This window comes from Methylobacterium sp. J-048, assembly GCF_022829515.1.
Classification (GTDB): Bacteria; Pseudomonadota; Alphaproteobacteria; order Rhizobiales; family Beijerinckiaceae; genus Methylobacterium.
This window is the reverse complement of record NZ_JAKSYL010000122.1, coordinates 83,259-89,740: the sequence shown is the minus strand read 5'-3', so window position 1 is coordinate 89,740 and position 6,482 is coordinate 83,259. Positions and strand designations below refer to the sequence as shown.

Here is a 6,482-nt window from a genome sequence, read left to right as displayed (position 1 = left end):
GCGACCCGAGACCGATCATGGGCGACGTGCTCACCTTCACCCCGCGTCCGAAACCGGCCGCTCCGGATCTGGAGCCGCTGGCCGGCGGCGCGCTCCGCGCCAGCCTGGAGGCGGCCGCACAGGTCGCCCTTGACGCCGCGGCCGTCCCCCCTCACCGGGGCATCCGGGACGCCGCTTCGATCGCCCCGTAGCACCCCTGCGATATGGCCTGCGCCCTCAGCCGTTCCTGCGGGCTGAACGGCCGGCCATCCTCCCGAAAAAGATCCTCCTGGATCAGCGCCTCGGAGGTGCAGCGGGCTGCGATCCGGCAGAGCGGTGGTTCGCCGCCGGTACGCGTGCAGATCGTGACGTAATCGGCCCGGAACGCCCGCACCCCCGCCCGCGGGTTCGGCCCGGTCAGGCTGACGAGGCCGGTTAACACAGCCAGCAGGACCGGCTGGTGAACGAGATAGACGATGAGGCTGTGGCGCCCGGCAAAGGTCGCGGCACGGCCGAGCGCCGAGCGCGGCGCCCAGGCGCCGAGGCGCGAAGCCGCCAGCCAAGGCAGGCTGAGCCGCCCGATGACGATCCCCGTCAGGACGAAACCGAACCACGGGAACAGCGGCACGTAATCGTTGGTCCGCGGCGTCCCGGAGCCGAGCCCCAGGAAATACAGGATCGGCGCGTCCAGCACCGGCGCATGGACCAGGACTGGCTCGGCGAGAACGGCCGCCGCGGCCAGGGCCGTCACCGGAACCGGCAGGAACAGGAACGGCAGGCCCAGCACGGTTGACACCGCGATGCAGTGCAGGATCCCGAAGAACACGTAGGCATCCGGGAAGGCGACGTACGTCCCGATCGTGACCAGCAACGCCGCCCCGCCGATCCGGGCGAGCCGTATCAGGGTCGGGCGGAGGCGGATTCCGCTCCCGTTCATCAGCACCAGCCCGATTCCGACCAGCGTCAGGAACGTGCCGGCGATCGTTTCGGCCGCGCGATGGCCGGTCGGCGTCAGGGCATAGTTCTCCGCGGTCAGCCGCAGGAACCCGAGGTCCCAGAGGGCGTGATAGCTCGCCATCGCCAGGAGGGCGGCCGCCCGCACGGCATCGATGATCGGGAACCGCCTTCGTGCAGCGGTGTGGGGAGTCCCTAAGAACGCGAAGCGGATTTCGGCGATGAACATATCCCACCGCTCAAATCACGGCTGCGCAACGGATGCCATCATCGACAAACGGCGCCGCTATCTCCCCGGGTCCAGATTGAACATCCTCTCGAAAACGTGAAGGCCGCCGCTTACCGGTCGCGAAAACCTGACTGGACGGTGGGGCTGGGAAAATCCAGACGGCTTGAACGGCTTGGAAATACCTCACCACGCCTCCCCCTGCGACCGATCGACTGTTGCGGGCCTGCCTCCCCCGGGCAAGATTGCAACTCGAGATAGCTCCGATGCCGGTCAAATGGGCTTTCCGGGAATCAGGACTTCGTTAATCTTGATGCGAGAGCGCGCGGCGTGATTCGGTGTAGGTTGCTCGGCCATGTCTGACGAACGCGCATCCGGGCCGCAGAACCCCGATCGGATCGAGGACGCCCGGGCGGCCGACGCGGTGCCGGGGGATGACGAGGCCCTCGACCTCGTCGAGGTCACGGGCCGCATCAAGTGGTTCGATGTCTCCAAGGGCTTCGGCTTCATCGTGCCCGATGACGGCGCCCCCGATGTCCTGTTGCACGTCACCTGCCTGCGGCGGGACGGCTTCCAGGCGGCCAGCGAAGGCGCGCGCATCGTTGTCGAGGCGGTGGAGCGCCCGCGCGGCTGGCAGGCCTTCCGGGTCCTGTCGCTGGACCAGTCCGCGGCCCTGCATCCGTCCGAGATGCCAATGCCGCGCACCCATGTGTCGGTCACGCCGACCAGCGGCCTCGAGACCGCGGTGGTGAAATGGTTCAACCGGTTGCGCGGCTTCGGCTTCCTCACTCGCGGCGACGGCACCCCGGACATCTTCGTCCACATGGAGACCCTGCGCCGCTACGGCATCGCCGAGTTGAAGCCGGGCGACGCGGTGCTGGTGCGCTACGGGGACGGCTCCAAGGGCGTGATGGCGGCCGAGATCCGGTTGATCGACGGCGCGCTCCCGACCTCGCACTGACGGCACGGGCCGGACGCGCTCGCTTTCTGATCCGCATCGTCTTTGTCCGAGAGCCGGTGGCCACCTCTTGGGACGATGCTCTATCTGCATCCGCACCGGGCACCCCGCCTGCATATGCGTTTCCCGAGAGGCACCAGTCCGTGACAGTCCTGTCCCGCGTCGCGCAGGCGACGGCGATCGCCTGCCTGATCCTGACCGCACCGGTCACCGCCCATCCCGTCCTCGCTCAGGCGGCCATGCGCGAGAGCGCCGCCAAGACCGAGCCGCTGACGATCGCCACCAAGGCCGGCCCGAAGGGGTTCGAAGTCGAGGTCATGCGCGACGATGCCGGCCGCTCCCGCGGGCTGATGTTTCGCCGGCATATGGCCGCCGATCACGGCATGCTGTTCGATTTCGAGCGCGCCGAGCCGGTGACGATGTGGATGAAGAACACCTACCTGCCGCTCGACATGCTGTTCATCCGCCCGGATGGCATCGTCAGCCGGATCGCGGCCGATACCGAGCCGCTGTCGACGGCGATCATCCCGTCCGGCAGTCCGGTCTCGGCCGTCCTCGAACTGAACGCCGGTACGGCGGCCAAGCTCGGCATCCAGGCAGGCGACCGGATCGAGCACCCCCTGTTCAAGGCCCGCTGAGCCGACCGGACCTTTTGCGAACGCAGCGAGAACAATCGCCTTGACCGCCGCGATGTTCCACGCCAATGTTCCGGCATTGTTCCGGTGTTTCGGAATGCCGGCGCAGCGCGGAGGACCCGATGAGCGATGTGGCCGATGCCGAGCTGTTCGGCAACGACGATTGGTCGGTGAGCGCGGATGGGCTGGAGCACCGTCGCACCGGCTATTTCATCAGCCGCGGTGCCATGGCGGCACGACGGGCCGAGGGCCTGTGGGACTGGCCGTTGCAGATGGCGGAGAAGAACTGGTGCCGGCCGAGCCTGTTCCGCGAGGCGTTCCTGGGCGCCCTGGAGCGCTTCGGGATCGCCCGCGACGCGGGCCTGACCCGCTCCTTCGCCTTGGGCTACGGCATCAGGGCCGTGGACGCGCCGGCTCAGGACACGTTCGTCACCCTGGCCGACGTGCTCAAGCCCCGCTCGGTCCCGGAAACGGTTCGCGTCGCCGCTCCGCGCCCCGCTCGTGCGCTGGCCGCGGCGGGTGCCTGACGTCTCGGATCGGTATTTGACCGCAGGTGTCGCCGCCGGATAGCCCTCATCGCGGCACCGCGGGAGAGATGATCATGGCGGAAACGAACGGGAATGCCGGGCTCGACGGCTTGATCACGTCGCCCCTGTCGCGGCGCGGCTTCGTGATGACGAGCCTGATCAGCGGCCTGACCGTCGCGACGACCCGCGTCGAGGCGCAGGTGATCCACACCGATGCCATTGGGATCGAGGCCGGCGAGGTGAAGATCCCCGCCGCCGACGGCCCGATGCCGGCCTACAGGGCGGTGCCGGAGGGTACCGGCCCGTTCTCGATCGTGCTGGTGATCGAGGAAATCTTCGGGGTCCACGACTACATCAAGGATATCTGCCGGCGTCTTGCCAAGGCCGGCTACTGCGCGGTCGCGCCCGAGCTCTATGCCCGGCAGGGCGATCTTTCGACCATGACCGATCCCAAGGTCATCATCCGCGACGTCATCTCCAAAACGCCGGACGCGCAGTGGATCGGTGATCTCGACGCCACCGCGGCCTGGGCCGCCTCCGCTGCCAAGGGCGATCCCGCGCGGCTCGGCGTCATGGGCTGGTGCCGGGGCGGCCGCGATGCCTGGCTCTACGCGGCGCATCGTCGCGACCTGAAGGCGGCCGTGGCCTGGTACGGCCCGATCGGCGGGGAGCGGACCGACATCCAGCCGCGCACCGCCGGGGATGTCGCGGCCGAGATCAACGCGCCCCTGCTCGGCCTCTACGGCGGCGCCGATACCGGCATCCCGCCCGCCTCCGTCGAGGAGGCCCGGGACAAGGCCAAGCAGGCCGGCAAGAGTGTGGAACTGGTGATCTACCCGGAGGCCCCGCACGGTTTCCATGCCGATTATAGGCCCAGCTATCTTAAGGAACCGGCGGAGGATGGCTGGAACCGGGCGCTTTCGTTCCTGAAAGCGCACGGCGTCGGCTGATCGAGCGGATCTCGGCGGTCTTGGCAGGATGTTCCCGGGGGGCTGTGCTTCCCGGGACACGGCCACAACTTATCGAATATGCAAGGGTCGCGGGAGGATCTGTGCCTGTGCGGGTCCGGCCATCGCGACGATCGGGGCCTTGAACCGATCGTCGCGGCCGCCGTTCAGCCCCTGTAGAGTGTCCCGGCCCATGAGCGATTCGGTACAGCCCGGACAGAAGCCCGTTATCCTCGTCGTGGAGGACCAGCCCGACGAGCGCTTCCTCGCGGCCACGCTGCTGGAGGATACCGGCTTCACCGTGATCGAGGCCGAGACCGCCGACCGGGCGCTGGCCATCCTCAACGACCGGGCCGACGAGGTCAGCGTTGTGTTCTCGGATGTGCGCACGCCCGGTCCGATCGGCGGCTTTGAGCTGGCGCGGATCATCGGGGTGACCTGGCCGCGGGTGCGGGTGCTGCTCACCTCCGGCGATGCCGGCGACCAGCCGAGCGACCTGCGCATGTCGGCGACCTTCATCCCGAAGCCCTGGCGGGCCGAGGATATCCTGGCCTGGGTGGAGCAGGCCGCCCGGCGCCCCTCGGGGGCAACCGGGCCCGCGGTGATCGGGCCGGGTGGTAAATTAATTACGCCGGGCTTGGAAACCTGAGCCCAACTCCGGGTTGTATGGCACTCCCGGAGCGCCCGGCGCCCGATCCGTGCAACACCGTCAGCCCCCTAAACACCCATGCGAGTCGTCGCTGCCAACCACGCCGATTCCCTTCGCCGGCGTCCTTCGGACGACGCGCAGGAGACTTGCGTCATCGATACCGTGAGCGACGAATTGCGCGCCCATTACGGCGCGGCGGTCGACGAAGTCCCGGCCGAGATCCTGGCCTTGGCGTTGCGTCTGGACGGCGCGGCGTCGGAGCGGATGTTCGCCAACTGATCGATCGGCTTGATCCGGCCGGGATGAGTCGCCAAGGCGAGGGAATCTGCTATTCAGCGGGCCCTGACCTGCCGGCGCATCGCGTCTCTCAGTCGAGCCCCACATGCGTCCCACTCGTCTTCGCGGATCGATCACTGCTGGCCTGATCCTGGCTTTGGCCGGGATCCAGACCGCGCAGGCCGCCTCGCCGCCACCGCAGCCGTCCGAGGGCCCCGGCGGTGTCGGGGACCGCAAGGCGACGATCGTGAAGCGCCTGCTCGGGCGCGGGACCGCCACCACCTTCGCCTTCCACGCGTCGGGTGCTGCACCCGAGGCCGGACGGCCGGTGGCGGTGTTGCTGCATGGCTGGGGCGTGGTCAATCCGCAGAGCTACGGCGGCTGGATCGACCACCTGACCCGCCAGGGCTGGCTGGTGCTCTACCCGCGCTTCCAGGACCTGAACCGGACGCGCCCGGCCGACGCGCCCGGCATCGCCGAAGGCTTGGTCAAGGCCGCGCTCGCCGACCTGTCCTCCGATGCCGACGCCAAGCCCGATCTCGGCCGCGTCGCCCTGATCGGCCATCTGGCCGGCGCGCCGATCGCCTTCGACATGGCCGCCGACGCCAAGCGGCAGGGTCTGCCGGTCCCGAAGCTGATTTTCGCGGCCGCACCGGGCGGCATCGCCAGCGGCCCGAAGTCGCGCGGCATCGCGCTAACCGAATTGTCAGGCATCGCTCCGTCAACACTGATCGTCACCATGGTCGGCGACAAGGACACGCGGGCGGCCGACTTGGCGGCGAAGCGTTTGCTGCGCGAGGCCAGCGCCGTCCCGATCGAGCGCAAGCTGTTCGCCCGCGCCCTGTCCGACGATCACGGCTTCCCGGCGCTCACGGCGACGCTGGGGGCGCCCGCCGGCACCGACACCGCCTATGACGGCGGAGCGATCAAGCCGGGGCCGGAGCCGAAAGATGCGGCCAAGGACGCCCCGAAACCGCCGCCGTTCCGCTGGTCCGCCGACATGGCGCTGACCGGCGAACAGCAGACCCTGGTGTCCCAGATCAACATCGCCCGGGTCGACGCGCTGGACTACCTCGGCTTCTGGAAGACCTTCGACATCGCAGCCGCCGCAGCCTTCTCCGGGTCGGACGCGAACGCGTTGAAGAACAACCCGCGGCTCGCCGACATGGAGCGTTGGAGCGACGGCTGGCCGGTGAAGCGGCTCGCCGTCGAGACGCCACGGCTGGCGGCGCCGGCGGCTCAGACCGGGACCCCGGCGGCGGTCCGCAAGCGCTGATCCGAGGCATTGCCGGGGTTCCCCTTGGCGCAGGGCTTGCTAGTCTGCCCGTGTT

7 protein-coding genes and 1 pseudogene are annotated in these 6,482 nt (G+C 69.0%); 7 read left to right on the top strand and 1 reads right to left on the bottom strand.

Annotated features, from left to right (window positions below; all coding sequences use genetic code 11):
- Window positions 1-191: pseudogene (locus MKL09_RS10695) on the top strand (hypothetical protein); the annotation flags it as partial.
- Here MKL09_RS10695 and MKL09_RS10690 read toward each other — a convergent pair.
- Window positions 152-1,162: a heparan-alpha-glucosaminide N-acetyltransferase gene (locus tag MKL09_RS10690; RefSeq protein ID WP_244020040.1), complete on the bottom strand. Its 1,011-nt coding sequence runs from the start codon at window positions 1,160-1,162 to the stop codon at window positions 152-154. The pseudogene MKL09_RS10695 and the gene MKL09_RS10690 sit on opposite strands and share 40 nt — an antisense overlap.
- Window positions 1,163-1,514: 352 nt before the next feature.
- On the opposite strand from MKL09_RS10690, the gene MKL09_RS10685 reads away from it, so the two are divergent.
- The 6 genes from MKL09_RS10685 (at window position 1,515) to MKL09_RS10660 (ending at window position 6,427) form a co-directional block, all read left to right on the top strand.
- Window positions 1,515-2,120, top strand: coding sequence for a cold-shock protein (locus tag MKL09_RS10685; RefSeq protein ID WP_244020039.1), 606 nt, complete (start codon window positions 1,515-1,517; stop codon window positions 2,118-2,120).
- Window positions 2,121-2,260: 140 nt separating this feature from the next.
- A complete protein-coding gene (locus tag MKL09_RS10680) occupies window positions 2,261-2,755 on the top strand; it encodes a DUF192 domain-containing protein (protein ID WP_244020038.1) in 495 nt (164 codons plus the stop codon).
- Window positions 2,756-2,874: 119 nt separating this feature from the next.
- Window positions 2,875-3,279: a hypothetical protein gene (locus MKL09_RS10675; protein ID WP_244020036.1), complete on the top strand. Its 405-nt coding sequence runs from the start codon at window positions 2,875-2,877 to the stop codon at window positions 3,277-3,279.
- Window positions 3,280-3,353: 74 nt separating this feature from the next.
- The gene (locus MKL09_RS10670; RefSeq protein ID WP_244020035.1) at window positions 3,354-4,229 is read left to right on the top strand and encodes a dienelactone hydrolase family protein; all 876 of its coding nucleotides are present in this window, start codon (window positions 3,354-3,356) and stop codon (window positions 4,227-4,229) included.
- A gap of 190 nt (window positions 4,230-4,419) precedes the next feature.
- The gene (locus MKL09_RS10665) at window positions 4,420-4,875 is read left to right on the top strand and encodes a response regulator (RefSeq protein WP_244020034.1); all 456 of its coding nucleotides are present in this window, start codon (window positions 4,420-4,422) and stop codon (window positions 4,873-4,875) included.
- Between the two features lie 382 nt (window positions 4,876-5,257).
- Window positions 5,258-6,427, top strand: a complete 1,170-nt coding sequence (locus MKL09_RS10660) for a chlorophyllase/cutinase-like alpha/beta fold protein (RefSeq protein WP_244020033.1) — start codon at window positions 5,258-5,260, stop codon at window positions 6,425-6,427.
- Window positions 6,428-6,482 lie beyond the last annotated feature (55 nt).

Coding starts and splice junctions, on each gene's coding strand:
- MKL09_RS10690 (WP_244020040.1), bottom strand. CDS start 1,162: ATGTTCATCGCCGAAATCCGCTTCGCGTTCTTAGGGACTCCCCACACC.
- MKL09_RS10685 (WP_244020039.1), top strand. CDS start 1,515: ATGTCTGACGAACGCGCATCCGGGCCGCAGAACCCCGATCGGATCGAG.
- MKL09_RS10675 (WP_244020036.1), top strand. CDS start 2,875: ATGAGCGATGTGGCCGATGCCGAGCTGTTCGGCAACGACGATTGGTCG.
- MKL09_RS10670 (WP_244020035.1), top strand. CDS start 3,354: ATGGCGGAAACGAACGGGAATGCCGGGCTCGACGGCTTGATCACGTCG.
- MKL09_RS10665 (WP_244020034.1), top strand. CDS start 4,420: ATGAGCGATTCGGTACAGCCCGGACAGAAGCCCGTTATCCTCGTCGTG.
- MKL09_RS10660 (WP_244020033.1), top strand. CDS start 5,258: ATGCGTCCCACTCGTCTTCGCGGATCGATCACTGCTGGCCTGATCCTG.